This is a genomic window from Sagittula stellata E-37, assembly GCF_039724765.1.
GTDB classification, from domain to species: Bacteria; Pseudomonadota; Alphaproteobacteria; order Rhodobacterales; family Rhodobacteraceae; genus Sagittula; species Sagittula stellata.
The window spans coordinates 3,478,897-3,503,413 of sequence record NZ_CP155729.1 but is presented as its reverse complement, the minus strand read 5'-3'; the positions used below and the strand labels follow the sequence as shown (position 1 = coordinate 3,503,413).

Sequence of the window (24,517 nt, the reverse complement as noted above, 5' to 3'; positions counted from 1 at the left end):
TCGTTGGTCGTGTGCCCGGGGCGGGACCGCGGCGCCGGATCAGATCGCCAGATACTCCGCCCGCAGGGATTCGTTCTCCAGCACCTCGGCGGCAGAGCCGTCGTAGACGATGCTGCCGGTGTCGAGGATCACCGCGCGGTCGGCCAGTTGCAGGGCCCGAACGGCGTTCTGTTCGACGATGATCGTGGTCATGCCCTGTTCCTTGATGTGGCGCAGGGTCTTTTCGATCTCGTCGACGATGACCGGGGCAAGGCCCTCGTAGGGTTCGTCCAGCAGCAACACCTTGATGTCGCGCGCCAACGCCCGGGCGATGGCCAGCATCTGCTGTTCGCCGCCGGAGAGGGTCACGCCCTCCTGTCTGCGGCGCTCGCCCAGACGCGGGAACAGTTCGTAAAGGCGGTCGAGCGACCAGCCGATCGGCGGTGCGATCTGCGCCAGTTGCAGGTTCTCCTCGACCGTCAGGCCGGGGATGATGCGCCGGTCTTCGGGCACGAGGCCAAGACCCGCCACCGCCGCCTGATGCGATCGCATGGTGTGCAGCGGCTGGTGATCCAGCCAGATCTCGCCCTTCATCACCTGCGGATTGTCGAGCCGGGCGATGGAGCGCAACGTGGTTGTCTTGCCGGCGCCGTTGCGGCCCAGCAGGGCGAGGATCTCACCTTCGTGCACGTTGAACGAGATACCCTGCACGATGTAGCTCTCGCCGTAGTAGGAGTGCATGTCCCATACGGACAGGAACGCGGGCGCGGTTTCGGCGTGGTTGGCGTGTTTGGAAAAGTCGGGACGGACGTTCATCTGTAGGTCCTTTCGGAGAGGGGAGGCGGCGCATAGCCCCGCCCTACGATATGGCGCGACATGGGGTAGGGCGGGGCTGTGCGCCGCCCCGCCCGGGGGGTCAGGCGGCTTCGCCCAGGTAGGCTTCCTTCACCTTGGGATGGCCCTTGATGTTCTCGGGCGTGTCCTCGACCAGCGGCGTGCCCTGCGCCAGCACCGTGATCCGGTCGGCAAGGGAGAACACCACGTGCATGTCGTGTTCGATGATGGCGATGGTGATGTCGCGCTCTTCCTTGATCTGCTTCAGCAGGTCGATGGTGTTGTTGGTGTCGGCGCGTGCCATCCCGGCGGTCGGTTCGTCCAGCAGCAGGAGTTTCGGCCGCTGGATGAGGCACATCGCCATCTCCAGCCGGCGTTTGTCGCCGCGTGACATCGAGGCTGAGTGCATGTGGCGCTTGTCCAGCATGTTCACCTCGTCCAGCATCTGTTCGGCCTGCTGGGTCAGGTCCTTCTCGCTGGCCACCGACTCGATGGCGTGCAGCCGGTAGGAGCCGTCGCGGCGGGCGAACAGCGGGATCATCATGTTCTCCATCACCGTCAGGTCGCCGAAGATCTCCGGAGTCTGGAAGACACGGCTGATGCCCATCTGGTTGATCTCGTGCGGGGAGCGTCCCAGCACCGACTGCCCGTCGAACATCACCGATCCGGTGTCGGGGATCAGCTTGCCGACGAGACAGTTCAGCAGCGTCGACTTGCCCGCGCCGTTCGGCCCGATGATCGCGTGGCAGGTGTTCTCCGCCACGCTCAGGTTGACATCGCTCAGCGCCTTCAGACCGCCGAAGCGCTTGCCCACGTCCTTGACTTCAAGAATGCCCATGGTCCGCTCTCCTTATTCGGCAGGCTTGGTTTCGGCAGCCTTGGTGGCCGCCTTCTTGCGTCCGAACAGGCGTCCGATGCGCTGTCCGCCCTCCACCAGCCCGCCGGGCAGGAAGATCACGACAAGCATGAAGATCACGCCGAGTGTCAGGTGCCAGCCCGCGCCCACGAAGTGCTCAAGCACCCAGACGGTGGCGTTTTCCAGCGGCTCCGGCAGGAAGTCGAACCAGCCGTGCAGCGTGGCCTCGTTGATCTTCGAAAAGATGTTTTCGAAGTACTTGATCATGCCAGCGCCCAGCACCGGGCCGATCAGCGTGCCCGCGCCGCCGAGGATGGTCATCAGCACCACCTCGCCCGACGCCGTCCACTGCATCCGCTCGGCGCCTGCCAGCGGGTCCATTGCTGCCAGAAGCCCACCCGCGAGACCGGCGTACATGCCGGAGATCACGAAGGCCGCCAGCGTGTAGGGCTTCGGGTTCAGGCCCGTGTAGTTCATGCGGGTCTGGTTGGACTTGATCGCCCGCAGCATCATGCCGAAGGGCGAGCGGAAGATGCGGATCGACAGGTAGAAGGCGATCAACAGGATCACCGCGCAGACGTAGTAGCCGGCCGAGAAGGTGAAGGACCACGGGCCGACGGCCATGTCGTAGGCCGCGCGCATCTCCAGTCCGAAGAGGTTGGTCACGGGGATGGAGCCGTCCGCCGTGGCGGACATGCCCAGGATCCGCGGGTCGTCCAGCGTCACCTGCAGGCCCGTCTCGCCGTTGGTGATCGGCGTCAGCACGGAATAGGCCAGCGCAAAGGACATCTGCGCGAAGGCCAGCGTCAGGATGGAGAAGTAGATCCCCGACCGCCGCAGCGACACGAAGCCGATGACCAGCGCGAACAGCCCCGCGATGATGACCGACAGGATGATCGCCGGAAGGATGTTCATCGACAGCAGCTTGAACATCCAGACCGCCGAATAGGAGCCCACGCCGAGGAAGGCGGCGTGCCCGAAGGACAGATAGCCGGTCAGGCCGAACAGGATGTTGAAGCCGATGGCGAAGATCCCGAAGATCACGAACCGCTGCATCAGGTCAGGGTAGCCCGCGTTGAACTGCGCCATGGCGCTGTCGGCGGGGAAGGGGTTCAGGATGAAGGGTGCGCACATCGTCAGGATGGCGACGATGATCAGCAGGGTGCCGTCTTTTTTGTCTAGTCCGAACATAGGTTTACTCCATCACGCCTTTGCGTCCCATCAGACCGCGCGGACGGGTCAGCAGGATGATGATGGCGACGAGGTATATGATGATCTGGTTGATGCCGGGGATCGTGGTGGTCGCCCAGGTCGTCGAGGCGAAGCTTTCCAGGATGCCCAGTAGGAACCCGGCTGCGACGGCGCCCGGCAGAGAGCCCATGCCGCCGACCACGACCACGACGAACGACAGCACGAGGAAGTCCATCCCCATGTGGTAGTTCGGGGCGTTGATCGGCCCGTACATCACGCCGGCCAGGCCCGCCACCGCGGCGGCCATTCCGAACATCAGGGTGAACCGCTTGTCGATGTCGATGCCCAGAAGGCCCACGGTCTCGCGGTCGGCCATGCCCGCGCGGACGACCATCCCGAAGGTGGTGAACTGCAAGAAGGCGAAGACCGCGCCGATGATCAGCACCGCGAAGCAGAAGTAGACGATCCGCCAGATCGGATAGACCACGCCGGGCAGAAGCTGTGCGACCCCGGCCAGCGCCTCGGGGGCGGGCGTCTGGATCGGGTTGGCGCCGTAGTAGTGCTTGATGAGTTCCTGAAGCACGATGGCAAGACCGAAGGTCACGAGGATCTGGTCGGCATGCGGACGCTTGTAGAAGTGCTTGATGAGGCCGCGCTCCATCACGTAGCCGATGATCAGCATGACCGGGATGGCCAGCAGGATCGCCAGCGGCACGGACCAGTCGATCAGCGCACCGCCCACTTCGGGACCGAACCAGGACTCCAGGTAGGGCGTCTTGACCTTCAGCGGGTTGCCGAGGAAGTCGGTCTTGTCCGGGTCGACCGTCTCGAACGACAGGCCGAACAGCCGTTGCATGGTGACGGCGCAGAAGGCACCGATCATGAACAGCGCACCGTGCGCGAAGTTCACCACGCCAAGCGTGCCGAAGATCAGCGTCAGGCCGAGCGCGATCAGCGCATAGGCCGAGCCCTTGTCGAGCCCGTTGAGAATTTGAAGCAGGATTGCGTCCATGGACCCCACCTTTGCATTGAGTGTGGAGAAGCCCTCCGACGCGCGGTCAGAGGACGAAGGGGAGAGGTGACAAAGTCAGAGTGCAGGTGCAGCCCGATGGGCCGCGATGCTGTCGGGGGCGTGGGGACACGCCCCCTTCGCACTCGTCAGGCGCCCGGGTTGCAGGACCCCAGCTGGCCGCCGGCGAACATCGGGTGATCCGGCGGATAGGTGACCTGTGCGGCCGGGGTGACTTCGACCACTTCCAGAAGGTCGAACTCGGAGGTCGGGTTCTCCTTCCCCTTCACGACCAGCACGTCCTTGAAGCACTGGTGGTCCGCGGCACGGTAGAGGGTCGGGCCATTGCCCATGCCGTCGAACTCGAAGCCTTCCAGCGCGGCCGCGACGTCACAGGGGTTGAACGAACCGGCGCGCTGAACGGCGTCCGCATACAGCAGCGTCTGCACGTAGCAGGTGTGCGCGGCCTGGGACGGCGGGAAGCCGTACTTGGTGCCGAAGGACTTCACGAACGCCTTCGATCCCTCGTCCTGCAGCGACCAGTGCCAGTTGGTCGAACCGACGATGCCCTTGATGTTCTCGCCCGCGCCGCGTGCCATCAGGCGCGAGAACAGCGGCACGACGATCTCGAAGTTCTTGCCGTTCACTTCCTTGTTGCGCAGGCCGAACTGCACGGCGTTGGTCAGCGAGTTGACCATGTTTCCGCCGTAGTGGTTCAGCACCAGCACGTCCGCGCCCGAGTTCAGGACCGGCGCGATGTAAGAGGAGAAGTCAGTCGCCGCCAGCGGCGTCAGCACGTTCTCGACGGTTTCCCAGCCCATCGCCTCGGTCGCCGCGGCGATCGATTCCTGCTGTGTCCAGCCCCAGGTGTAGTCTGCGGTCAGGTGGTAGGCCTTGCGGTCCTCGCCGTAGAGGTTCTTCAGCACCGGCGCCAGCGCGGCGGCGGACATGTACGCGTTGAAGAAGTGACGGAAACCGTTGGCCTTCTTGTCCTTGCCGGTGGTGTCGTTGGAGTGGGTCAGGCCCGCCATGAAGATGACGCCCGCCTCTTGGCAGAGACCCTGCACCGCGACCGCCACGCCCGACGACGACCCGCCGGTGATCATGATCGCGCCGTCCTTTTCGATCATCGACTTGGCCGATGCGCGTGCGGCGTCCGACTTTGTCTGGGTGTCGCCGGTCACGTATTCGACCTTCTTGCCCAGGATGCCGGAGCCTTCCAGCGCCTTCGACGAGAAGGTGTTCAGCATGCCGCCGTCGCCGCCGCCGTTCAGATGCTCGACCGCCAGTTCGTAGGCGCGCAGCTCGTCCGCGCCCTCGTCGGCGTAGGGGCCGGTCTGCGGGACGTTGAAACCAAGGGTGACGGTGTCGCCGGTCGGCTCGTTGGTGAACGCGGAGGCCGAGGACGCGGTGAAGATCGTCGGCAGCGCAAGACCGGCGCCGCCGATGGCTCCGGACCGGAGCACGCCACGGCGAGTCAGATCGGTTTTGGACATTAAATCCTCCCAATTTTCATGAAATGCGTTGCCTGCGCTCCTCAACGCGGCGACGCGCACCTTAGTGCAAAGGTACTATGGGGTCACAGCGGAAAATCGCGCAACAACTCCCTTTACGTTAAGGGTTTTTTTGTCAATTCTTGAAAAGTGGTCCGTAATTTACTGTAAACTCGTTTATGTCGCGCCGCAGAAAGTGATTGATTACGCAAAGGAACGGCTATGCCGAGGGACACTCTGACGGGCTCGCGGATTCGCGAAAAGCGGATCGCTCAGGGCATGAGACAATCAGAGCTTGCAAAGATTGCCGGGATTTCCGCCTCCTATCTGAACCTTATCGAGCACAACCGCCGCAGAATCGGCGGCAAGTTGCTGCTCGAAATCGCCGATGCTCTTTCGGTGGAGCCGACCCACCTGACCGAAGGGGCAGGGGCCGCCCTCATCGCCGGCCTGCGGGAAGCCGCGTCCGACCTTCCCGACGCCGGTGCCGAACTCGACCGCACCGACGAATTCGCCGGGCGCTTTCCCGGGTGGGCCGACCTTCTGGTGGCAACCCGCGCGCGGGTGCAGCAGCTCGAACGCTCCGTCGAGGTGCTGAACGACCGCATGACCCACGACCCGCAACTGGCCGCTTCGCTGCACGAGATGCTCTCGACCGTGACGGCTATCCGCTCCGCCGCGTCGATCCTGGCCGAACCGGGCGACATCGACCAGGAGTGGCAGACCCGGTTCCACCGCAACATCTACGAGGATTCGGGGCGGCTTGCCGAAACCTCTCGCGGGCTTGTCACCTACCTGGAGGCCGACAACGCACAGGCGACCGAGACCGGCACCCCGCAGGAGGAACTGGACACCGCGCTGGAGGCCGCCGGGCACCACGTGCCGGAACTGGAAACCGACCCCGACACCGCAGCCGCCCTCGCGCGGCTGGGCAAGGGCATGTCCGGGACGGCGCGGGCATTGCTCCGCCCCTGGCTCGAACGTTACGCCGACGACGCGCGCGCCCTGCCCATCGACGTGCTGCGCCCGGCGATCAAGCGTCATGGCCCCGATCCGGTAGCGCTGGCGCGCGACCTTCGGGCTGAACCCGCCCGCATCATGCGCCGCCTTGCCGCGATGCCGGATGACATCCTGCCGAATCCGGTGGGGCTGGCGATATGCGACGGGTCCGGCGTGCTCTCCTACCGCAAGCCGCTGCCGGACTTCCCGATGCCGCGCTTTGGGGCGGCCTGTCCGCTCTGGCCGCTCTACAAGGCGCTGAACCGGCCGCATGTCGTCCTGACTGCGCCGCTGGTGCAGGCGGGACGTGCCAATGCGGTGATCTGGGCCGATGCGCAGGCGACGCTGACCGGCGGTCTCGCCGTCAATGCCGATCCGCTCTACGAGTCGCACATGATGGTGCGTCTCGCCCCGCCGGATCGCGGCGACAGCACACCCCCGGCCGAGGTCGGGGCCTCCTGCCGGATCTGTTCCCGCAGCGCCTGTCCGGGCCGCAGGGAGCCGTCGATCCTCTCTTCCCGTTGAATTTGGCGCATGGCCGCCCTGCCGCCTGCGCAATTTTGTTTCCAACGCGCCAAAGGCGTTTTGACACCCGGTTTGCAAAAGTCATACAATCTTCTCACTTGCGGGGGGAGGACCCAGTCCCTGGGGCCGGCAGGGTTAAGGGGTGAGGTATGAACGGACAGGTTCTTCTGATCGAAGACGAACCGAACATCATCGAGGCGATCAAGTTCATTCTTGCGCGTGAGGGGTGGCAGGTGTTTTCCCACTCGAACGGAGAAACCGCGGTCCAGACGGTGCGCGACCGTGCGCCGGACGTCGTCATTCTCGATGCGATGCTGCCGGGGCGGTCAGGATTCGAGATCCTGCGGGAACTGCGTGAGGACGCGACCTTTGCGTCGCTGCCGATCCTGATGCTCACCGCGCGGGGCCAGAACAAGGACCGCGAAATGGCCGAACGCGCAGGCGCCAGCCGTTTCATGACCAAGCCGTTCTCGAACGCCGAAGTGCTCGATGCGGTGCGGTCGCTTTCGGGGACATGACCTCCGGGCCCGGGCCCGAAGACGGACCGTCCGAGGGGCGGCAGCGCCGCGCGTCCGAGACATGGCCGCCAACCTCCCTGGACGGGACGGAATACCGCTACACCGCACCGATGCCCCGGCGGATGCCGCAGTTCGTCGAACGCCAGACGTTTCGCCGCCGCCGCATGGTCGATGCCGCTTGCGGGCTGCCCTTCCTGGGTCTCGCTTTGTGGTGGTTGCCGCTGCTGTGGCGCGGCGCGGATGAGCCGGTCAGCACATCGCAGGCACTGATCTACATCTTCTCGGTCTGGGTGGCGCTGCCGGTCGCCACCGGTCTGCTGATCTTCGCCATCAGGCGCAACAGCGCCCCGGACCGCCCGGAGGCGCGGCGGTGAATACGCTCAACGCGCTCGCGGCCATTTCGCTGGCCTATGTGGCGCTGCTGTTCAGCGTGGCCTTCTTCGCGGAACGCTCGGCGGCGCGCGGGCGGGGAGCGTGGCTGCGCTCCCCGGTGGTCTACACGCTGTCGCTGTCGATCTACTGCACCGGATGGACCTTCTATGGTGCGGTCGGATCGGCGGCGCGCACCGGGCTCGAATACCTGACGATCTACCTCGGCCCCAGCCTTGTGATGATCGGCTGGTGGTGGATCCTGCGCAAGCTTGTGCGCATCGCCCGGTCGCAGCGGATCACGTCCGTCGCCGACCTGATCTCGTCGCGCTATGGCAAGTCGAACCTGTTGGGCGTGGGCGTCACCATCCTCGCCGTCGTCGGGACAACCCCCTACATCGCGCTTCAGCTCCAGTCCGTCACCCTTTCGGTGGAGGTCTTCACCCGCCTCGACGCCGGCAGCGAGGGGCGGGCCGACACCACCGCCTTCTGGGTGGCCGTGGGGCTTGCGGTGTTCACCGTCATCTTCGGCACCCGCAACCTCGATTCCAACGAACGCCACCACGGCGTGGTCATGGCCATCGCGGTCGAGGCGGTGGTCAAGCTGACAGCGCTTCTCGCCGTTGGCAGCTTCGTGGTCTGGGGCATGGCGGGGGGCGTCTCCGAAACGCTTGCCCGCATCGACGCCTCCGATCTCGGGCAATGGCAGGTGGACGGCGGACGCTGGGCGGGGCTCATGCTGCTGTCGGCGGCAGCCTTCCTGTGCCTGCCGCGCATGTTCCAGGTGTTGGTGGTCGAAAACGACAACGACGCGCAGTTGCGCACCGCGGCCTGGGCCTTCCCGCTCTACATGATGCTGATGAGCTTCTTCGTCATGCCCATCGCGGTGATCGGCATGACTCACCTGCCTGCGGGCGCAAACCCCGACCTCTTCGTGCTGACCCTGCCGCTCAGCCAGGGCCAGAACGGGTTGGCGCTGCTGACCTTTCTCGGCGGCTTCTCTTCCGCGACCTCCATGGTCATCGTCGCCGCCATCGCGCTGTCGACCATGGTGTCGAACCACATCGTCATGCCGATCTGGCTGGAGCTCCGGCGCGGCACGGCCTCGGTCTCCGGCGACGTGCGCAACGTCGTCCTGTTGTCCCGTCGCCTCTCCATCGGCGGCGTGCTGCTGCTGGGCTACCTCTACTATGCGCTGTCGGGCGGGGGGGCGGCGCTGGCGACCATCGGCCTTGTCAGCTTCACCGGCGTGGCACAGGTGCTGCCCGCCATGTTGGGCGGCATCTTCTGGCGGGGGGCGACCCGCAGCGGGGCGCTGGCGGGGCTGACCATCGGCTTCGCGACCTGGCTCTACACCCTTTACCTGCCGTCGCTGGGGGCCGGGAACCTCGTTCCGGCGACTTGGTTCACCGAGGGTCCGCTTGGCATCGGCTGGCTGCGCCCCGAGGCGCTGTTCGGCATCTCCGGCATGGATACGCTGCTGCACGCGGTTTTCTGGTCGCTGATGCTCAACACCGTGGCGTTCTTCGCGGTGTCGGTCTTTTCCTTCCCTTCGCCGCTCGAACGGTTGCAGGGGGCGCAATTCGTCAACATCCAGCAGGCGCAGGGCGGCGCCCGAAGCTGGCTTCACGGCACCGCGCAGACCGAGGACCTGATGATCATGGCGCAGCGCATCCTCGGGGCGCAGGATGCCCGCGATCTCTTCCGGCGCGAGGCCGAGCGGCAGGGCACCGAAGGGCATCTCCCGGCACCGACTCCGGAATTCCTGCAACGGCTGGAACGGACGCTGGCCGGGTCGGTGGGGGCGGCGACGGCCCACGCCATGGTCGGGCAGATCGTCGGCGGCATGGCCGTCTCGGTCGAGGACCTGATGGCCGTGGCCGACGAGACCGCGCAGATGATGGAGTACTCCGCCCGGCTCGAAACCCAGTCGCGCGAACTGGCACGGACCGCCGCCGAACTGCGCGCCGCCAACGACAAGCTAACGCGGCTCTCGGTGCAGAAGGACGCCTTCCTCAGCCAGATCAGCCATGAGCTGCGCACGCCGATGACCTCCATCCGCGCGTTTTCCGAGATCCTGCGCGATACCGAGGGCCTGAGCCGCACCGACCAGAACCGCTATGCCTCGATCATCTACGAAGAGGCGATCCGCCTGACGCGACTGTTGGACGACCTCCTCGACCTCTCGGTGCTGGAGAACGGTCAGGTCAGCCTGAACGTGACCGGAGGGCGGCTCTCGGATGTCATCGACCGCGCCGTGGCGGCCGCGCTGGCCGACGATGGCGCCCGGCTGAAGGTCCTGCGGCAAAAGGCGGACGAACAGGTCTGGCTGCACACCGACCTCGAACGGCTGAGCCAGGTTTTCATCAACCTTGTGGCAAACGCACGCAAGTATTGTGATGCCGACAGCCCCGAACTGGACATCCGGGTACACGGCGCAGGCGACCGGCTGCACGTCGATTTCATTGATAACGGGTCCGGCGTGGCCCCCGAGGCCCGCGATGTGATCTTCGAGAAATTTGCCCGTGTCAGCGACCAGAAAGCCGGCGGCGCCGGGCTGGGGCTGGCCATCTGCCGCCAGATCGTGGCGCGTCTCGGGGGCGAGATCACTTACCTCCAGGACCACAACGGCGCGGCCTTTCGCGTCGATTTGCCTTTGCCCCGGCAGATGGCGGCGCAATGACCCGTCGCGCTGCGGCGATTTCTTTCTGCACCTGCCAAAAAACACTTCGTTAAAGCGGTTGGTAACCAAATCCGCAGATAAGGAGGGTTGGAGGCAGTTGATGACGGACTCAACCTTAAATGGCTGACGGGGCACGAGACGACGTATTGGGCCAGAAGGCGCAAGCGGCACAGCGTGCGTACGAAGCGCGCGGTATGTCGCCCGCAAAGGCGCTGCGGCGCGCGCTGTCGCGCACCGCCGACGTCATGTGGGATCTCGCGCTCGTCACCCAGTCCGTCACCGTCGAATCGCTGGATCAGGACGGCGTGGTCGAGGGGTTGTCGGCCAAGGACCTCTTGGTCCTGCTCGACGGGCCTGACGGGACCATCGGCCTTGCCTCCGTCGACCGGCAGGTGATGACCGGCGTGGTCGAGGTGCAGACCATCCAGCAGGTCACGCAGATGCCCGTGGACGAGGATCGCGTGCTGACGCAGACCGATGCCGCGATGATCGCTCCGCTGATCGACGGCACGCTGCACAGCATGGCGGGCGCGCTTGCCGACAGCCCCATCGGCGAGATGCTTCAGGGCTTCCGCTTCGGGGCCATGCTGGAAGATGCCCGCTCTGCCAGCCTGTTGCTGGATGCGGCGGGCTATCGCGCGTTTCGGGCGCAGGTCGATCTGGCGCTCGGACGTCGCAAGGGCTGCCTCAGTTTCATCCTGCCGGAACGAAAGCCTGTGCCACGGTCGGCGGAGCAGGGCGGGGCCGACGCGGCCGGTCCCCATGCGGCGATCCTCGACCGCGTTCCCGCCCGGCTGGACGCGGTCCTGTCGCGTATCACGCTGCCGCTCTCCCGGGCGCAGACGCTGAAACCGGGCGACGTGCTGAAACTGTCGAAAGACGCGCTCGACCGGGTGGAAATCATTGCCGGGCGCGGTCACATGGTGGCCAAGGGACGGATGGGCCAGTTGAACGGCGCCCGCGCGGTCCGGTTGACATGGCCGGTGCTCGGACCCGCGACGCTGGCCGTCCCCGCGGGCGGCTCTTCCGATACCGGTGCGGACTTCGGCGGCGATTTCGGCAATGGACAGCTTTCGCTGCCGGGGGCGGGGGACGGCGAGACGGGCCTCCCGGACCTGCCCGGGATGACCGACGATGGCCCCACCATGTCGGAGGATCTGCCCGACCTGCCGCCGATGGATTTCGGCGATAACAACGATTTCGACTTTGAAAGCGTGATGTCCGAAGGCGAGGAGGGGGAAGAGGCAGAGGATTTCGGCGGTTTCGCCACCGCCCCGATGGAGATCGACTTCAACGAGTAATCCGGGGGCCGGGACATGCCGCCCGGGAACGTGCCGTTGGCAGGCTTGGCCTACTTTTCGGCCAGCGCATCCAGCGTCGGACGCAGACCGGAAATGTCGTAGCCTGCCTGCGCGGCTGTCGCCAGAACGGCGTCGGTGCCCATGCTCTCGACATTGGCCAGCGCCCAGATCACGGTGCAACGGGTGCCTGACGCACAGTAGGCCAGGACCGGACCGTCGGCGCTGGCGACAAGGTCGGCCTGCGTCACGATGTTTTCCGCGTTCATGGTCTGGTGCGTCAGGGGCAGGGCCTCGAACCGAAGGCCCGCCGCTTCCATCGCTTCGCGCATGGCGTCGGTCTGAAATTCCGGCGGCACCTCGGCGTCGGGCCGGTTGTCCAGAACCATGACGTAGCCGGCGTCACGGATGGCCGCCGCGTCCTCGGGCGAGATCTGCGGCGACACATGGTAGGTGTCGGTGAGAATGCGCGGTGTCATGTCGCAGACTTATTCCGCCGGAACGGGCTTGTCCAGCCGCGCCCGCAGCGCCGGCGCAAGGATCATGCCGGTCAGCATCGCCGCGACAAAGACGTAAAGTCCGGCTCCGCCGTAGCTCAGCGATGCGATGGACGGTCCCGGGCAAAGCCCCGCAAGGCCCCAGCCGACACCGAACAGCAAAGAGCCGAGGATCAGCTTGCTGTCGATCTGTTTCGACGCCGGGGGCGGCAGCGGCGCGCCGGTCAGCGCGGTGGTGCGTCGGTTGCGCACGATCCAGGCCAACGCCATGGGGATCATCGCGCCGCCCATCACGAAGGCCAGCGTCGGGTCCCATGCGCCGAAAACGTCCAGCCAGCCCTGCACTTTCGCGGTGTCGGTCATGCCGGAGATGAACAGGCCCGCCCCGAACAGGCTGCCTGCGATGAGCGCGATCAGATGGCGAAGCATGTCAGATCACTCCAAGAACGTGTCGGAAGAGGATCACGCCGACGCCGCCGGCGAGAATGTAGCAGGCCGTCGCGACAAAGCCGCGGATGGACAGGCGGGACATGCCGCAGACCCCGTGGCCCGAGGTGCAGCCGTTGGCAAACCGCGTGCCGACACCGACCAGCAGGCCGGCAATCGCCAGCACAAGCATGTTGTCGGTGATGTGCGTGTCGACCTTGCCGTAGAACGGCATCAGCAGAATGGGAGTCAGCGCGACACCGGCCAGGAACACGATCCGTTCCCAGGCGGTCGACCGGCCCGAGCCGTCGACGAGCCCGCCGATGATCCCGCTGGCCCCCATGATCTTGCCGTTTCCAAGGAGGTAGACGGCGCCTCCCGTGCCGATCAGCAAACCGCCGATCAGGCCCCAGATCCAGTCGATGGGCATTGGTGCGTTTCCTTGAGAATGCGTCCGGATGCCCCGGTTCGCAGCGGGGCAAGACATCGTTTCAACGAACGCCCGTCCGTGAAGGGCGGGCGCAGGCGATAAACGCGGCCGGTTCGCCGGTCAAAGCTTGTTGACCGGCACCTTGAGAAAGACATCGCCCTTATCGTCCGCCGGGGGCATCTGGCCCGCGCGCATGTTCACCTGCAGCGACGGGATGATGAGCTTCGGCATGGCCAGCGTGGCATCGCGGCTGTCGCGCATGGACACGAAGTCCTCCTTCGACTTGCCGCCGCCGACGTGGACGTTCAGCGCCTTCTGCTCGCCCACCGTGGTTTCCCACGCGTAGTCGTCGCGGCCGGGCGCCTTGTAGTCATGGCCCACGAAGATACGGGTTTCGTCCGGCAGGGCGAGGATCTTCTGCACGGAATCGTAAAGCGTCTCGGACGAACCGCCCGGGAAGTCGCAGCGCGCCGTGCCGAAGTCCGGCATGAACAGCGTGTCGCCGACAAACGCCGCGTCCCCGATGACATAGGTCAGGCAGGCAGGCGTGTGACCGGGCGTGTGAAGCACGTCGCCACGCAACTGGCCGATGTGGAAACTGTCGCCTTCGACGAAAAGCTTGTCGAACTGCGATCCGTCGCGCTGGAACTCCGTCCCTTCGTTGAACACCTTGCCGAAGGTGTCCTGCACGACGGTGATCCGGTCGCCGATGCCGATTTTGCCGCCCAGCTGCTCCTGGATGTAGGGCGCGGCACTCAGGTGGTCGGCGTGCACGTGGCTTTCCAGCAACCACTGGCAGTCAAAGCCCTTTTCCTTCACGAAGGCGATGATCGCGTCAGCCGAGCGGGTGTCGGTGCGGCCGGAGGAATAGTCGAAGTCCAGCACGCTGTCGATCACGGCGCAGGCGGTGCCGTTCGGATCGCGAACGACATAGGAAATGGTGTTGGTGGCCTCGTCGAAAAAGGCGGTCACTTCGGGTTTCATCGGTGGTCCTCCTGAGGATTCCCTTGCGTCTCGGAAAACATATAAGCAAAACCGAATGTGTTGCAAGTCCCATATGCCCGTTGATTTGCATCAAGGCAGAACGTCCCCGGGCCGGGCAGACTTTACCTGCGGGCGGGGAGGCCCCGGATCATGTCTCATCACGACAAGAGAACACGTCTTCTGAAGCGTTTGCGGGAACTGGGCGTACGCCTCGACGGGATCGAGGATGCGCTGGGGACGGAGCATTCGAAGGACTGGGAAGACCAGGCGATCGAGCGTGAGGGCGAAGAGGTCCTTGAGCGACTCGGCGCAAACGGCCAATCTGAGGTTGCACGAATCCAGGCCGCGCTGGGGCGCATGTCCCGCGGTGAATACGGCCTGTGCGTGAAATGCGGCGAAGAGATCAACCCGGCCCGCCTCGACGCGGTCCCGGAGACGCCTCTCTGTGCTGCGTGCGCTGCGGGGTGAGGTGGCGTTTCCCGGAGATCCGGGTGGGAGAGGAGAGGAGGACGACCATGACCGAGGCACTCAAGGCCAGGATCAAAGCTCTGCGCGACGAGATCGACAACACCGAAGGTCCCGCCCGGGCAGAGGCGCTCGACCATCTGGAACAGGCGGTCCGCCAATTGGAAGGCAGGGGCGTCCCGGCGCCGGCCTGGGCACGCAAACGTGTCGAGGCGGATCGCGACGAAGACCTCGAAGACCAGTTCGACAACATGCCGATCTGACCCGGGCGGTCGGAGGCGAGCCTGCGCTCTGCGCTCCGGCCGTGTCCGAAAAGACTCGCATGCCGTGTATCCGCACGCTCTGAGGGTATGTCGTGGGCACAAAGAAATTGCCTTGATTCGCCTGATCGCGTCTAATCCCTGCAAAAGCGTGCGGAGTGCGCGATAAACGGGCAGATCCGGGCGTGCGGCCCCGGACGGGAATACGGGCAGATGGCAGACGGTATCCACTATTCGGTCGAGGACGGCATTGCCTTGCTCAGTGTCGACAATCCGCCGGTGAACGCGCTGTCGCGGGCGGTACGGGCTGGCATGGCGGCCGGGCTGGACCGCGCAGAGGCCGACCCCGCGATCCGGGGCATCGTTCTGGCTGGTGCCGGCAACACCTTTCCCGCGGGCGCCGATCTCGCGGAATACGAAACCGGGATGGCCAGACCCTTCCTGCGCGACCTCTGTAACCAGGTGGAGGCCTGCACCAAGCCCGTTGTCGCGGCGCTGCACGGCACGGTCTACGGCGGCGGCTTCGAACTGGCGCTGGCGACGCACCACCGCGTGGCGCGCACAGGGACCCGCGTGAGCCTGCCGGAGGTGCGCATGGGGCTGACGCCATCCGCCGGTGCGACGCAACGCCTGCCGCGCCTTGTCGGCGCCGAGCTGGCGCTGGAGCTTGCGCTTGCCGGGGGCATCATGACGCTGGACCGGGGCCCGGGGCGGCAGCTTGTCGACGACGTCGTGGACGCCGATCTGCTGGGCACGGCTGCCGCACTCGCCAGGTCGCTGGCCGATGCCGGGACCGCGCCGCGCCAGACCCGCGACCGGCGCGACGGCATGACGGATCACGCGGCCTTTTCGGCGGCGATAAATGCCCGCCGCGCCGCGCTGTCGGCCGCGCCGGACAGCGCGACATCCCGGGTAATCGACCTGATCGAGGCCTCCGCGCTTCTGCCCTTCGATGCGGGGCTTGCCATGGAAGAGGACGCCTTCCAGGCCTGCCTCGCATCCGACGCCGCCCGCGCCCTGCGCCATGCCTTCACCGCCGAACACCTCGCGCGCCGCTTCAATCTGCCCAAGGGTACGCCTGCGGGCGTGATCAACCGCATCTCTGTGCTGGGGGCGGGGCCGCTTGCCATGCAGATCGCGGTTTCGGCGCTGAACGCGGGCATCGGCGTCAACTGGGGCGCACGCGAGCCCGAGAAGCTGACCGAAGGCGTCAACCAGTTGCGCGAGGTCTTTTCCACCGGCGTGAAGGGCGGGGGCCTCAGCCCCGCGCAGTCCGCCGCGCGCCTCGATCTGCTGAGCTGGGGCGAAAGCGCCGAGATGATCCCCGGCACGGACCTGGTCCTGCATGCCGCGCGCGGGCAGGGCGACGTGGCCGCGCCACCCGGAACGGTGCGCGCCGTGGCGATGTCGGGTCGGGTGGACCGCCTTGGCCTGCGCTTTGCCCCGCCGGTCTTTGCGACCCGGCTGGTGGAGGTCGTGCAGGGACCGGAGGGCACGCCCGCCGAGGTGGCTCTGGGATTGGCGCTGGCCGAACGGATGAACAAGGTGGCGGTGCACGTGCGCTCTCAGGGGGCCAGCATCGCGGGCCGGCTCGCGGCGGCGCTGCACCGCGCGGCGGACGCGCTGGTGGACCTCGGCGCGGACCCCTACGCGGTCGACGCCGCGGTGGAAGCCTGGGGTTGGGGCCGCCCGCCGTTCCGCACCCGTGACATGAGCGGCCTTGAGGACCTTGCCCGCGCGCCGCGCGCCGAAGGGGCTGAAAACTGGTCGGCCCTGATGATCGAGGTCGGTCGGCGCGGCTGGATCTCCGGCAAGGGGTTCTACGACTGGGCCGACGGCGGTGCCGAACGCGCGACCTCGGTCCGGCGGCTTCTGAACGGGCAGCGCGTGGCGCAGGACTGGTCGGCGGACGATATCGTCGAACTGCTGGTCGGCGCCATGGCGAACGAAGGCGCGCGCATGCTGGCCGAGGGCATGGTGCGCCGGCCGTCCGACATCGACGCGGTCGCGATCCTCGCGCTGGATTTCCCGCGCCTGCGTGGCGGGCCGATGATGGCCGTGGGTCTCTGGGGGATGCTGCGCATCATGAAGCGGCTGGAGCGGTTGACCCATCCCGACCGCGACTTCTGGACGCCGGTCGCGTCCTGGGGAGAGCACGTTAAATACGGGCGCACGTTCCTGAGCCGCTAAGCCTCAGCGGTCGGCGCGCCAGAGAACGACGCCACAGAACGGCGTCAGGATTACGCCGCGTCTTCAGGTCAGGAAGATACCGGTGATGACCATCATCAGCCCGATGGTCGACAGCATCAGCGCGCCCATGTTCAGCGGCACCACCTTGCGGACGAGTGCGCGCAACTCCTCGTCGGGCAGGCCCCTGCGGCGGGCGGACCAGACCTTGACGATGCACCACACGAGACCGGCAAGCCCTGCGAGGGATACCAGCGCGCCGCTCCAGATCAGCCAGGCCATGTCGTCCTCCTCGGGTGTTGCGGTTGGGATCGCGGGTATTGCGTGACCGCCCGCCGCCTAAAGGACCAAAGCCCGTTAGGCAAGACGTTTCGGCCGGTCGGCGCAACGGGCGCGGCATGGGTCTTGATGGCCGGACGGCACGCCTGTATCGGAAGGGCACATCCCATGGAGGCAAGACATGCAGGACACCCCGACCGACAGCTACGGCTTGGCCGCCGGAGAGCTCAAGGCGTTCATCGAGCGCGTGGAGCGGCTGGAAGAAGAGAAGAAAGAAGTCGCCGAGCAGATCAAGGAAGTCATGGCAGAGGCCAAGGGCCGCGGCTACGACACCAAAATCCTGCGCAAGGTGATCTCGCTCCGCAAGCGCGACGCAGACGACATCGCCGAGGAAGAAGCGGTGCTGGAGATGTACAAGGCCGCGCTGGGCATGGCCTGAGCCCACCGGGGCAATGCCCGCGTGCGGCGTCGCGCGGGTCCGGTCCGGCTGATGAAGGGCGTGTTCCGACGGAACTTTCGGGCGCGCCCAAATTTTCAGCATAGTGCCGGTAATTCCTCAAAACGTCCTCCAAGCCGTTGATTGCGCATCCGCCGCGCTCTAGCCTTATCCCAAAGCTGTACTCATACGGCACACCGGATAACGGGGCACAGGGGGTTGAATGGGCGACAAGCCGGTCTTTGACGAGATGACGGGAGCGGGCGACGAGGTTCGCGGTCCCTACCAGGCGTTCAACAACTGGTTCGAGGGGGAGGATCCGAAAGACCTCCGCGCGAAGCAGCGAGAGGCGGAAGAGCTGTTCCGCCTGACGGGCATCACCTTCAACGTCTACGGCCGCGCCGAGGCCGAGGAACGGCTGATCCCCTTCGACATCATTCCCCGCATCATCTCGGGCCACGAATGGCAGCGGCTGAGCAAGGGGATCGAGCAGCGCGTACGTGCGCTGAACGCCTTCCTGCACGACATCTACCACGGGCAGGAGATCGTGAAGGCGGGCCGCATCCCGGAAAGCATGATCTCGCGCAACGAGGCGTTCGAACCGCAGATGATCGGCGTCACGCCGCCGGGCAAGGTCTATACCCACATCGTCGGCATCGACCTCGTGCGGACCGGCCCCGACCAGTTCTACGTGCTGGAGGACAACGGCCGCACGCCCTCGGGTGTCAGCTATATGCTGGAAAACCGCGAGACCATGCTCCAGATGTTCCCGGAGCTGTTTGCCCACAACCGCGTGCAGCCGGTGCAGACCTATCCGATGGACCTGCTCCAGTCGCTGTCGGAATGCGCGCCGGCCAGCGCGGGCGAAAAGCCCACGGTCGCGGTGATGACGCCGGGCATCTTCAATTCCGCCTTTTTCGAACACGCCTTCCTCGCCGACCAGATGTCGGTCGAGCTGGTGGAGGGCAACGACCTGCGGGTCGTGGACGGACGGCTCGCCATGCGCACCACGCGCGGCTACAAGCCGATCGACGTGGTCTATCGTCGGATCGACGACGCCTTCCTCGATCCGCTGAACTTCAACCCGGAAAGCGCGCTGGGTGTGCCGGGGATCATGGATGTCTACCGCTCGGGAAAGCTGACCATCGCCAACGCGCCGGGCACCGGCATCTGCGACGACAAGGCGATCTACAGCTACATGCCCGAGATCGTCGAGTTCTACACCGGCGAGAAGGCGCTGCTGGAAAACGTGCCGACCTGGCGCTGCGCCGATCCCGACAGCCTGGCCTACGTGCTCGACAACCTGAAGGACCTTGTCGTCAAGGAGGTCCACGGTTCCGGCGGCTACGGCATGCTGATCGGGCCGACCGCGACCAAGAAGGACCTCGCGGAATTCCGCAGGAAACTTCAGGCCAAGCCTGCCAACTACATCGCGCAGCCCACGCTGTCGCTGTCGACGGTGCCGATCTTTACCCGTGCCGGGCTTGCCCCGCGCCACGTCGACCTGCGGCCCTTCGTGCTGGTCAGCCCGAAAGGCATCAAGATCACGCCCGGCGGCCTGACCCGCGTGGCGCTCAAGAAAGGCTCCCTCGTGGTGAACTCCTCGCAGGGCGGCGGAACGAAGGACACCTGGGTGCTGCAAGACTGATGCTGGGAAAAACCGCAAACGGCCTGTTCTGGATGTACCGCTCGCTTGAGCGGGCGGAAAACATCGGACGCCTGATCGAGACGGGCCAGCGCATCGCGCTCACCCGGCTCGGCTCCACCGAGGAAGAATGGAAGTCGGTCCTGCAGACCTCCGGTTCTTTCGAACTCTTCATGCAAAGCCACGACGAGGTGACCAAGGAAGCGACCATCGACTGGCTCCTGCGGTCCAAGGACAACCCGTCGTCTGTCATGTCCTCCATCGCCTCGGCGCGGCAGAACGCCCGTATGGTGCGCACCGCGCTGACGACCGAGGTCTGGGAAGCCACCAACGCCGCCTATATGGCCGCGAAGGAAGGGCTGGCCCGCCGCGTCAACGAACGCGACCTTCCGGCCGTGCTGCGGCTGATCCGGCAGCGGACCTCCATGGTGCGCGGCGCCACCCACGGCACCATGCTGCGCAACGACATTTACGATTTCTCGCGACTGGGCACCTTCATCGAACGGGCCGACAACACCGCGCGCATCGTCGACGTGAAGTACTACGTGCTTCTGCCTGCGGTGGTGTCCGTGGGCTCCTCCATGGACAACGTGCAGTGGGAAATCCTCCTCCGCTCCGTCTCGGCCCGGGGCGGGTTCCGCATGGCCTACGGCGCCTCCCGCGATTCCCGCGATATCGCGCAGTTCCTGATCCTCGACCGGCGGATGCCCCGGAGCCTCGCGTTCTGCATCTCGACGATGCGGTCGAACATGGAATTCCTCACCTCGGAATACGGGCAGGTGACGACCTCCTGCGACATGCTCCGCTCCATGGAGGAAAAGTACCTCAGGCTCGACATCGACGCGGTCTTCGAGTTCGGCCTGCACGAGTACCTTCAGGAAATCCAGTCGGTGATCGCACGCGTCGGGCGCCAGATCGAAATCGACTACCGGTTCTACGAGTGAGATCATGCGGCTGAAAATTTCCCACACCACCCGCTACGCCTTCGACGCTCCCGTGGTTTCCGGGCTGCAGCAGCTTCGCCTGACACCGCGCAGCGGCCGCAACCAGACGGTCGGCGACTGGAAGATGACCATCACCGGCGGCAAGCAGGAACTGTCCTACGACGATCACCACCACAACAAGGTCGACCTCATCAGCTTCGACCGCGACATGACAGAGGTCATCGTCAACTGCGAAGGCGAAGTCGAGGTAACGGAGAACCACGGCGTCGTCGGCAAGCATGTCGGCCCCGTGCCGCTGTGGCTCTACAAACGCGCCACGCCGCGCACCAAGGCAGGCCCCGGGGTCAAGGCGCTCTTGCGCTCGGTCGAGGGCGAGACCGTGCTCGCCCGCTGCCACAATTTGATGGACGCTCTCGCCGAGGCGGTGAAATACGAAACCGGCAGCTCCGAAAGCACGTGGACCGCGGAAGAGGCGGTGACCGAGGGCCGCGGCGTCTGTCAGGACCACACCCATGTCTTCATCGCCTGCGCGCACGAAGCGGGCTGGCCCGCGCGCTACGTGTCGGGCTACCTGATGCTGGACGACACCGTGGCGCAGGACGCGATGCACGCCTGGGCCGAGGTCTTCGTGCCCGATCTGGGCTGGGTCGGCTTCGACGCCTCCAACCGGATGTGCCCGGACGAACGCTATGTCCGCGTGGCCGTCGGTCTCGACTACAGCGATGCAGCCCCGGTCAACGGCCTTCGCGTCGGCGGCGAGACCGAGGCGCTCGACGTCGCCATAGAGGTCGCGCAGCAGTAGGCAGGCGGCAGGCGCGGCGCCCCCGGGTCTGGAGCGAGGGGCCGGGCAAGGGCAGGGCGCCGGCGCGCACCGGGCGGCGGCCGCCATTGCGGCACCGGACGGAACGCATCGCATGGGAGCGTCGAGGGCGCTCCGTTACACCGGTGCCACCGTGTCCAGCCCCGATCAGCCCGACCGAACCGCACGCCGCCCCGACGCAAACCGTGTCTTTCCTGCCCCGGCGCCGGGCCGCGACCGCAGGACATATGCGTTTGTCACGATATCGCTCTTGATCGCCCCGCCGTCCTGCCCCTACACCTTTGACCTTGTCGTGAGTCGGAAGTGCCAAGATGACCTATTGTGTGGGAATGATGCTCGAGGGGGGCATGGTGTTCATGTCGGACACCCGGACAAATGCCGGGCTCGACAATATCTCCACCTTCAAGAAGATGACGATCTGGGAAAACCCCGGCGAGCGGGTCATCACCCTGCTGTCGGCGGGCAACCTTGCCACGACTCAGGCGGTTGTCTCCGAACTCGATGAACGGCTGAAGGCGCCGTCCGAACGCTCGCCCTCGCTGCTGGCCGTGCCGTCGATGTTCCAGGCCGCGCGCCTTGTCGCCGACACCCTGCGCGAGGTCATCGACCGCCACGCCAATGTCGGCCAGCGCGCCGACAGCGCCTTCAACGCGACGCTCCTTTTGGGCGGGCAGATCGCGGGCGGGCCGATGCGCCTGTTCCTGATCTACCCCGAAGGCAACTTCATCGAGGCGGGCGGCGACACGCCGTTCTTCCAGACCGGCGAGATCAAGTACGGCCGCCCGATCCTCGTGCGCGCTTACGATCCGAAGATGACCTTCGCCGAGGCGATGACGCTCCTGCTGGTCAGCTTCGATTCCACCGTGAAGGCCAACCTGACCGTGGGCCTGCCCTTCGACTACCACTGCTACGAGAAGGACGGCCTGAAGATCGGCCATACCGGGCGTGTCCAGCAGGACGATCCCTACTTCCAGTCGGTCAGCCAGGGATGGGGCAACGCGCTGAAGGACGCGCTGGAACAGCAGCCGAAGTGGACCTTCGACGACGCGCAGAGAAACCCGGAAGACAAGGGCTAGGCCAGACGCCTCAGCCCTCGTCCACCGGGATCACGCCGCTGTCCTTCGACTTGTGGTCCGGCTCCACGTGGATGGTGGTGTGCACGTCCGGCACCGCGCGCGCCATCTCCCGCTCCACCCGGTCGCAGATCTCGTGGGCGTCGAAGACGCTCATTTCGCCCGGCACGACAAGGTGGAACTCCACGAAGGTGGCGCTGCCCGCGTGGCGGGTCTTCAGGTCGTGCGCCTCCACCGCGCCGGTGGCCTGCGCCGAGATCACCGTGCGGATCTTCTCCTGCACGTCCTCCGGCACCGCCTCGTCCATCAGGCCCGACAGCGAGGCCATGACCACGGAGTAGCCCGACCACAGGATGTTGACCGCCACCAACGCTGCCATGACCGGGTCGAGCACCCACCACCCGGTGACAAGCGCCAGCAGCACGCCCAACGCCACCCCGCCCGATGTCACCACGTCCGCCCACAGGTGCTTGCCGTCCGCCACCAGCGCCGGAGAGCGCAAACGCCGCCCCTGCCGTACCAGCACAAAGGCCCAGGCCGCGTTCAGCGCCGTGGCCCCGGCGTTGATCGCAAGACCCAAGAGCGGCGCGTCCAGCGGGCGCGGTGCCCAGAACCCGGCCCAGGCCTCACGCAGGATCAGCAGCGCCGCCACGATGATCAGGACGCCCTCCAGCACGGCACTGAAGTACTCCGCCTTGTGATGGCCGAAGGGATGGTTGGTGTCTGCAGGCATCGCCGCGACGCGGATGGCGATCAGCGCCGCCAGCGCCGTCGCCAGGTTCACCGTGCTTTCCAGCGCGTCCGACAGCAGCGCAACCGATCCGGTCAGCGCCCAGGCCAGCAGCTTCAGCGCCAGCACCACGAGGCCGAGAAGCAGGCTGCCGATGGCCAGTTTCAGCTTGTCCGACATGCGTCCGCCGCCCCGTTTATCCGTCCGGCGCCCCACCGGGGCGCGCTTGCGTTTCGCTTACAGGCGGGGGCGGGGGGCCTCAACCCGTCATCGGTCCCAAAGCCAGCGAACCTCCGCCACGCCCGCGAACCGCGCCATGCGCGCCAGTTCCGCCTCCAGCCGTGCCATCCGCGCGGCGCTGTCCCGCACGCCCGGCTCCTGCCACAGGCGCGTCACCTCCAGCACGTCGCGCGCCCGGTCGGCCTTGGCCTCCAGCCGGCCGACGAACCGGTCGCCCTCCAGCAGCGGGAAGACGTAGTAACCCCATTGGCGCTTGGCGGCGGGCACGAACATCTCGACCGTGTAGTCGAATCCGAACAGCCGTTTCAGCCGCACCCGGTCGCGGATCGCCGGATCGAACGGGTTGAGGATGCGCAGCCCGCCGCCCGGCGGCGGGACCGTCTCAAGCCGCGCCTCGATGTCCGGGGCGGCCAGCGCCTTCGTCCATGTGCCGTCCGCCGACTCGACCTCCACCGGGACCCACCACCCGGCGTCCCGTTCGGCCCAGTCCGCGACCTCGGCAACCTCAGCCGCTTCCCAGAACTTGCGCACCTCGCCGGTCGTGGCAAAGCCCAGCCGGTCCAGTGCCGCGCGGCACAACCAGTCGAGCTGATCTCGGTCCGGCACGTCCGCCCGGCGCAGATCCTCGGGAAAGACCCGCTCTGCCAGGTCGTAGACCTTGGTGAACCCGTCGCGGTGGCAGGTCGCCAGCTCGCCCGCGTACCACAGGCAATCGAGCGCCTTCTTGTGCGGCGGACGGACCCACATCTCGCGCTTGCCTTCCACCTTCGTGTCGAAAGCCCGTGTAGAGAGCGGCCCCTCGTCCGCGATGCGCCGCTTCACCTCGTCCAGCAAAGCCGGATCGAACCCGCCGTACCAGGCAGACCGGTTGACCATCTCCCGTTTGCGGCGGAACTGACGCTGCCACATCGGCAGGAAGTCCATCGGCAGGACCGAGGCATCGTGGGTGAAATGCTCGAACACCTCGCGCCGCGCCATCATCCGGTTCAGCATCGGTTCGCGATAGTTGCGGTTGCGGCTCCACAGTATGTGGTGATGGGCGCGGCTGACCACCTGTATGCTGTCGAGCTGGACGAAACCCAGCTCGCGCACCATGGCGGCGGTGTCCGGTTTGCCCGGTGTCGGGGCATGCAGCCCGTGGGCGGCAAGCCACAGGTGCCGCGCGGCGCGGTTGGGGATCTTCAGGGCGGTCACGGGGTCTCCGAAGGTGTCTGGCCACAAGGTGCAATGAGAACGAAAGGGGATCAACCCGCTTCGTGCGGGTCTGGATGCAGGACCTCGAAACCCGCCGGGCGGTCGACGCGCCCGAAGACGCCCGCGCGGCGGCAGAGCATTGGCCGGACCCAG

Annotated in this window: 25 protein-coding genes; 13 read left to right on the top strand and 12 right to left on the bottom strand. The window is 66.2% G+C overall.

What is annotated here, in order from left to right; all coding sequences use genetic code 11:
* Nucleotides 1–39 precede the first annotated feature (39 nt).
* From ABFK29_RS16640 to ABFK29_RS16620, 5 genes are all read right to left on the bottom strand, one after another.
* Nucleotides 40–795, bottom strand: a complete 756-nt coding sequence (locus ABFK29_RS16640; protein WP_005863242.1) for an ABC transporter ATP-binding protein — start codon at nt 793–795, stop codon at nt 40–42.
* Between the two features lie 100 nt (nt 796–895).
* Entirely contained in the window at nt 896–1,651 is a 756-nt protein-coding gene (locus tag ABFK29_RS16635; protein WP_005863240.1) for an ABC transporter ATP-binding protein, read from the bottom strand.
* A gap of 12 nt (nt 1,652–1,663) precedes the next feature.
* Nucleotides 1,664–2,860, bottom strand: a complete 1,197-nt coding sequence (locus ABFK29_RS16630) for a branched-chain amino acid ABC transporter permease (protein WP_005863238.1) — start codon at nt 2,858–2,860, stop codon at nt 1,664–1,666.
* 4 nt (nt 2,861–2,864) lie between these two features.
* The gene (locus tag ABFK29_RS16625) at nt 2,865–3,872 is read right to left on the bottom strand and encodes a branched-chain amino acid ABC transporter permease (protein ID WP_005863236.1); all 1,008 of its coding nucleotides are present in this window, start codon (nt 3,870–3,872) and stop codon (nt 2,865–2,867) included.
* A 146-nt stretch (nt 3,873–4,018) separates the two neighbouring features.
* Entirely contained in the window at nt 4,019–5,365 is a 1,347-nt protein-coding gene (locus ABFK29_RS16620) for a substrate-binding protein (protein WP_005863234.1), read from the bottom strand.
* Nucleotides 5,366–5,584: 219 nt separating this feature from the next.
* On the opposite strand from ABFK29_RS16620, the gene ABFK29_RS16615 reads away from it, so the two are divergent.
* From ABFK29_RS16615 to ABFK29_RS16595, 5 genes are all read left to right on the top strand, one after another.
* Entirely contained in the window at nt 5,585–6,886 is a 1,302-nt protein-coding gene (locus tag ABFK29_RS16615) for a helix-turn-helix domain-containing protein (RefSeq protein WP_005863232.1), read from the top strand.
* 149 nt (nt 6,887–7,035) lie between these two features.
* Nucleotides 7,036–7,404, top strand: a complete 369-nt coding sequence (locus ABFK29_RS16610) for a response regulator transcription factor (protein ID WP_005863230.1) — start codon at nt 7,036–7,038, stop codon at nt 7,402–7,404.
* Nucleotides 7,401–7,778, top strand: a complete 378-nt coding sequence (locus ABFK29_RS16605) for a hypothetical protein (protein ID WP_005863228.1) — start codon at nt 7,401–7,403, stop codon at nt 7,776–7,778. The genes ABFK29_RS16610 and ABFK29_RS16605 overlap by 4 nt, the downstream gene beginning before the upstream one ends.
* Nucleotides 7,775–10,456 carry a sensor histidine kinase gene (locus tag ABFK29_RS16600; RefSeq protein WP_005863226.1) on the top strand — a complete coding sequence of 894 codons (2,682 nt, stop codon included), beginning with the start codon at nt 7,775–7,777 and terminating at the stop codon, nt 10,454–10,456. The genes ABFK29_RS16605 and ABFK29_RS16600 overlap by 4 nt, the downstream gene beginning before the upstream one ends.
* Before the next feature lie 119 nt (nt 10,457–10,575).
* Complete coding sequence (locus ABFK29_RS16595) at nt 10,576–11,757, top strand: FliM/FliN family flagellar motor switch protein (protein WP_040605121.1); 1,182 nt, start codon at nt 10,576–10,578, stop codon at nt 11,755–11,757.
* Between the two features lie 50 nt (nt 11,758–11,807).
* Here ABFK29_RS16595 and ABFK29_RS16590 read toward each other — a convergent pair whose 3' ends face one another.
* The 4 genes from ABFK29_RS16590 to ABFK29_RS16575 all read right to left on the bottom strand — a co-directional run bounded on the left by ABFK29_RS16590 (nt 11,808) and on the right by ABFK29_RS16575 (nt 14,091).
* Complete coding sequence (locus ABFK29_RS16590) at nt 11,808–12,233, bottom strand: TIGR01244 family sulfur transferase (protein WP_005863222.1); 426 nt, start codon at nt 12,231–12,233, stop codon at nt 11,808–11,810.
* A gap of 9 nt (nt 12,234–12,242) precedes the next feature.
* Complete coding sequence (locus tag ABFK29_RS16585; protein WP_005863220.1) at nt 12,243–12,680, bottom strand: DUF6691 family protein; 438 nt, start codon at nt 12,678–12,680, stop codon at nt 12,243–12,245.
* A gap of 1 nt (nt 12,681) precedes the next feature.
* Nucleotides 12,682–13,107 (bottom strand): YeeE/YedE family protein, encoded by a 426-nt coding sequence (locus ABFK29_RS16580; RefSeq protein ID WP_005863218.1) that lies wholly within the window; start codon nt 13,105–13,107, stop codon nt 12,682–12,684.
* Nucleotides 13,108–13,227: 120 nt separating this feature from the next.
* Complete coding sequence (locus ABFK29_RS16575) at nt 13,228–14,091, bottom strand: MBL fold metallo-hydrolase (protein WP_005863216.1); 864 nt, start codon at nt 14,089–14,091, stop codon at nt 13,228–13,230.
* Nucleotides 14,092–14,241: 150 nt separating this feature from the next.
* Here ABFK29_RS16575 and ABFK29_RS16570 point away from each other — a divergent pair, with 150 nt between their 5' ends.
* The 3 genes from ABFK29_RS16570 (at nt 14,242) to ABFK29_RS16560 (ending at nt 17,006) form a co-directional block, all read left to right on the top strand.
* Nucleotides 14,242–14,559, top strand: a complete 318-nt coding sequence (locus ABFK29_RS16570; RefSeq protein WP_005863214.1) for a TraR/DksA family transcriptional regulator — start codon at nt 14,242–14,244, stop codon at nt 14,557–14,559.
* 47 nt (nt 14,560–14,606) lie between these two features.
* Complete coding sequence (locus ABFK29_RS16565; RefSeq protein WP_005863212.1) at nt 14,607–14,819, top strand: hypothetical protein; 213 nt, start codon at nt 14,607–14,609, stop codon at nt 14,817–14,819.
* 210 nt (nt 14,820–15,029) lie between these two features.
* Nucleotides 15,030–17,006 carry an enoyl-CoA hydratase-related protein gene (locus ABFK29_RS16560; RefSeq protein WP_005863210.1) on the top strand — a complete coding sequence of 659 codons (1,977 nt, stop codon included), beginning with the start codon at nt 15,030–15,032 and terminating at the stop codon, nt 17,004–17,006.
* A gap of 63 nt (nt 17,007–17,069) precedes the next feature.
* Here ABFK29_RS16560 and ABFK29_RS16555 read toward each other — a convergent pair whose 3' ends face one another.
* Nucleotides 17,070–17,285 (bottom strand): hypothetical protein, encoded by a 216-nt coding sequence (locus ABFK29_RS16555; protein WP_005863208.1) that lies wholly within the window; start codon nt 17,283–17,285, stop codon nt 17,070–17,072.
* A gap of 178 nt (nt 17,286–17,463) precedes the next feature.
* Here ABFK29_RS16555 and ABFK29_RS16550 point away from each other — a divergent pair, with 178 nt between their 5' ends.
* The 5 genes from ABFK29_RS16550 (at nt 17,464) to ABFK29_RS16530 (ending at nt 22,203) form a co-directional block, all read left to right on the top strand.
* The gene (locus tag ABFK29_RS16550; protein ID WP_005863206.1) at nt 17,464–17,721 is read left to right on the top strand and encodes a DUF2312 domain-containing protein; all 258 of its coding nucleotides are present in this window, start codon (nt 17,464–17,466) and stop codon (nt 17,719–17,721) included.
* A gap of 220 nt (nt 17,722–17,941) precedes the next feature.
* Nucleotides 17,942–19,366: a circularly permuted type 2 ATP-grasp protein gene (locus ABFK29_RS16545; RefSeq protein WP_005863204.1), complete on the top strand. Its 1,425-nt coding sequence runs from the start codon at nt 17,942–17,944 to the stop codon at nt 19,364–19,366.
* Nucleotides 19,366–20,307, top strand: coding sequence for an alpha-E domain-containing protein (locus ABFK29_RS16540; RefSeq protein WP_005863202.1), 942 nt, complete (start codon nt 19,366–19,368; stop codon nt 20,305–20,307). Before ABFK29_RS16545 ends, ABFK29_RS16540 begins: the two co-directional genes overlap by 1 nt.
* 4 nt (nt 20,308–20,311) lie before the next feature.
* Entirely contained in the window at nt 20,312–21,109 is a 798-nt protein-coding gene (locus tag ABFK29_RS16535; RefSeq protein WP_005863201.1) for a transglutaminase family protein, read from the top strand.
* A gap of 329 nt (nt 21,110–21,438) precedes the next feature.
* On the top strand, nt 21,439–22,203 hold the full coding sequence (locus ABFK29_RS16530; RefSeq protein ID WP_198135763.1) for a proteasome-type protease: 765 nt from the start codon (nt 21,439–21,441) through the stop codon (nt 22,201–22,203).
* Between the two features lie 10 nt (nt 22,204–22,213).
* Here ABFK29_RS16530 and ABFK29_RS16525 read toward each other — a convergent pair whose 3' ends face one another.
* On the bottom strand, nt 22,214–23,110 hold the full coding sequence (locus tag ABFK29_RS16525) for a cation diffusion facilitator family transporter (protein ID WP_005863199.1): 897 nt from the start codon (nt 23,108–23,110) through the stop codon (nt 22,214–22,216).
* An 87-nt stretch (nt 23,111–23,197) separates the two neighbouring features.
* The gene (locus ABFK29_RS16520) at nt 23,198–24,364 is read right to left on the bottom strand and encodes a winged helix-turn-helix domain-containing protein (RefSeq protein ID WP_005863198.1); all 1,167 of its coding nucleotides are present in this window, start codon (nt 24,362–24,364) and stop codon (nt 23,198–23,200) included.
* Nucleotides 24,365–24,517: the final 153 nt, after the last annotated feature.

What these genes read in the sequence shown, in the direction of transcription:
- ABFK29_RS16560 (WP_005863210.1), top strand. Translation starts at nt 15,030, where the DNA reads ATGGCAGACGGTATCCACTATTCGGTCGAGGACGGCATTGCCTTGCTC.
- ABFK29_RS16615 (WP_005863232.1), top strand. Translation starts at nt 5,585, where the DNA reads ATGCCGAGGGACACTCTGACGGGCTCGCGGATTCGCGAAAAGCGGATC.
- ABFK29_RS16540 (WP_005863202.1), top strand. Translation starts at nt 19,366, where the DNA reads ATGCTGGGAAAAACCGCAAACGGCCTGTTCTGGATGTACCGCTCGCTT.
- ABFK29_RS16635 (WP_005863240.1), bottom strand. Translation starts at nt 1,651, where the DNA reads ATGGGCATTCTTGAAGTCAAGGACGTGGGCAAGCGCTTCGGCGGTCTG.
- ABFK29_RS16640 (WP_005863242.1), bottom strand. Translation starts at nt 795, where the DNA reads ATGAACGTCCGTCCCGACTTTTCCAAACACGCCAACCACGCCGAAACC.
- ABFK29_RS16610 (WP_005863230.1), top strand. Translation starts at nt 7,036, where the DNA reads ATGAACGGACAGGTTCTTCTGATCGAAGACGAACCGAACATCATCGAG.
- ABFK29_RS16555 (WP_005863208.1), bottom strand. Translation starts at nt 17,285, where the DNA reads ATGGCCTGGCTGATCTGGAGCGGCGCGCTGGTATCCCTCGCAGGGCTT.
- ABFK29_RS16550 (WP_005863206.1), top strand. Translation starts at nt 17,464, where the DNA reads ATGCAGGACACCCCGACCGACAGCTACGGCTTGGCCGCCGGAGAGCTC.
- ABFK29_RS16530 (WP_198135763.1), top strand. Translation starts at nt 21,439, where the DNA reads ATGACCTATTGTGTGGGAATGATGCTCGAGGGGGGCATGGTGTTCATG.
- ABFK29_RS16535 (WP_005863201.1), top strand. Translation starts at nt 20,312, where the DNA reads ATGCGGCTGAAAATTTCCCACACCACCCGCTACGCCTTCGACGCTCCC.
- ABFK29_RS16605 (WP_005863228.1), top strand. Translation starts at nt 7,401, where the DNA reads ATGACCTCCGGGCCCGGGCCCGAAGACGGACCGTCCGAGGGGCGGCAG.
- ABFK29_RS16595 (WP_040605121.1), top strand. Translation starts at nt 10,576, where the DNA reads ATGGCTGACGGGGCACGAGACGACGTATTGGGCCAGAAGGCGCAAGCG.
- ABFK29_RS16625 (WP_005863236.1), bottom strand. Translation starts at nt 3,872, where the DNA reads ATGGACGCAATCCTGCTTCAAATTCTCAACGGGCTCGACAAGGGCTCG.
- ABFK29_RS16525 (WP_005863199.1), bottom strand. Translation starts at nt 23,110, where the DNA reads ATGTCGGACAAGCTGAAACTGGCCATCGGCAGCCTGCTTCTCGGCCTC.
- ABFK29_RS16590 (WP_005863222.1), bottom strand. Translation starts at nt 12,233, where the DNA reads ATGACACCGCGCATTCTCACCGACACCTACCATGTGTCGCCGCAGATC.
- ABFK29_RS16620 (WP_005863234.1), bottom strand. Translation starts at nt 5,365, where the DNA reads ATGTCCAAAACCGATCTGACTCGCCGTGGCGTGCTCCGGTCCGGAGCC.
- ABFK29_RS16585 (WP_005863220.1), bottom strand. Translation starts at nt 12,680, where the DNA reads ATGCTTCGCCATCTGATCGCGCTCATCGCAGGCAGCCTGTTCGGGGCG.
- ABFK29_RS16630 (WP_005863238.1), bottom strand. Translation starts at nt 2,860, where the DNA reads ATGTTCGGACTAGACAAAAAAGACGGCACCCTGCTGATCATCGTCGCC.
- ABFK29_RS16575 (WP_005863216.1), bottom strand. Translation starts at nt 14,091, where the DNA reads ATGAAACCCGAAGTGACCGCCTTTTTCGACGAGGCCACCAACACCATT.
- ABFK29_RS16545 (WP_005863204.1), top strand. Translation starts at nt 17,942, where the DNA reads ATGGGCGACAAGCCGGTCTTTGACGAGATGACGGGAGCGGGCGACGAG.
- ABFK29_RS16580 (WP_005863218.1), bottom strand. Translation starts at nt 13,107, where the DNA reads ATGCCCATCGACTGGATCTGGGGCCTGATCGGCGGTTTGCTGATCGGC.
- ABFK29_RS16570 (WP_005863214.1), top strand. Translation starts at nt 14,242, where the DNA reads ATGTCTCATCACGACAAGAGAACACGTCTTCTGAAGCGTTTGCGGGAA.
- ABFK29_RS16565 (WP_005863212.1), top strand. Translation starts at nt 14,607, where the DNA reads ATGACCGAGGCACTCAAGGCCAGGATCAAAGCTCTGCGCGACGAGATC.